The sequence below is a fragment of the Roseateles sp. P5_B10 genome (assembly GCF_056400485.1).
Genome location: NZ_JBFULE010001074.1, coordinates 1 through 1,501 on the forward strand (window position 1 = coordinate 1; position 1,501 = coordinate 1,501).

The following is a 1,501-nucleotide window of genomic DNA, read 5'->3' on the forward strand; positions in this document are numbered from 1 at the left end:
CGACAAGGGCGCCCTGGCCGTAGTAGTTGCTCGYGGCGTTGACGCTGTTCTCGTCGGGCCGGTAGTACTTGGTCCAGGCCTCGAAGCTGGCTTGGGCCAGCGGCTGCACGCGCCGGCCCGGCGAGGCCAGCACGCTGTTGACGCTGGCAGCGAGCAGTTTCAGATACCGCGGCGCATCGACCAGGCCGGCGCGGCACAGCATCAGTTCGTCGTAGTAGCTGGTGAACCCCTCGAAGAACCACAGCAGCTCGGTGTAGTTCTCGCGCTGGTAGTCGAAGGTCGCGAACTCCGCAGGGCGCAGCCGCTTGACGTTCCAAGCATGGAAGTACTCGTGGCTGAACAGGCCGAGCAGACGCACATAGTTGTCGCTGGGTGCAGCGCTTTCAGCGGCTGTCGGCAGTTCACGCCGTGCACAGATCAGCGCCGTGCTGGCACGGTGCTCCAGGCCGCCATGGCCGTCATCCACGGCCGAGAGCAGGAAGCTGTAATGCTCGAAAGGTGCACCACCCCAGAACGCGATGTGGGCCTCGCAGATGCGCCGCACATCGGCCAGCAGGCGCTCGCCGTCAAAGCTCGGCCAGGCGCCGGCCACGACGATGCGATGCGGCACGCCGGCGGCGATGAACTCGCCCTGCCAGTGCGGGCCGATCTCGAAAGGGTGGTCTAGCAATTCGTCGTAGTCGGCGGCCTCCCAGCTTCCCTCGGCAGCGCTCATCCCGGTTGCGACACGCCAGCCCTCGGGCAGTTGCCCCAATGTCACGCGATGCGGCTCGCTCTCGCGGCCATGGGCGCGCAGGCATAGGCTGCTGGCGTTGAAAAAAGCGCGCCGGCTGTCCAGCCAGGCGGTTCGCACCGAGGCGTCGAAGGCGTAGACGTCATAGCTCAGGGTCAATGCCTTGGCTCGCGGCTGGCCGCTGCAGCGCACGCGCCAACTGGCCTTGTCGAGTTGCTCGACGACCAGTTCGTTGCCGCCCTGACGGGCCGTCATCCCGCTCAGATGCTTGGCGAACTCGCGCACGAGGTAGCTGCCAGGGATCCACACCGGCAGGCTGAAGAACTGCTCAGCCGCTGGGCTGGTAAGGGTCAGCGTGACGCGATAGCGATGGGCCGCAATGTCGGCCAGCTCAATCTTGTAGCTTGGTCCCCGCATCAGCTACCCGCGGCGGCGAGAAAGCAGCTCAGCGCTGCGACGGCGGTGAGCCGAAAGCGCAAGGTCAGCCAGTCCGCCGCGCCGAGCTGCGGGTACACGCGGCGGTCGACGAGATAACAGGCGATCAGCACACCGCCATGCAGAGCCAGGCCCGCATAGGCCGGCATTACCACACCCAGCCAGCCCAGCAGCACGGCGCTGATGCCCCAGACCAGGGGCTGACGCCCAGGCAGGCCACGTGCAAAGGACAGGCCCCAGTGGATGCCGCCGAGAAAGGCAATGACCAACCCGGCATACGCTGACATCCCGACGCTCACAAACGTGTGCTGATCGAGGTCACGGTCGCCGATC

2 protein-coding genes are annotated in these 1,501 nt (G+C 66.3%); both read right to left on the minus strand.

Translation table 11 applies throughout. The features are described 5' to 3' along the window. A partial coding sequence (locus AC1DU6_RS30925; protein ID WP_477861937.1) for a M61 family metallopeptidase occupies window positions 1–1,150 on the minus strand: 1,150 nt, incomplete at its 3' end. After that, a partial coding sequence (locus AC1DU6_RS30930) for a DUF3429 domain-containing protein (protein ID WP_477861939.1) occupies window positions 1,150–1,501 on the minus strand: 352 nt, incomplete at its 5' end. The genes AC1DU6_RS30930 and AC1DU6_RS30925, both read right to left, overlap by 1 nt.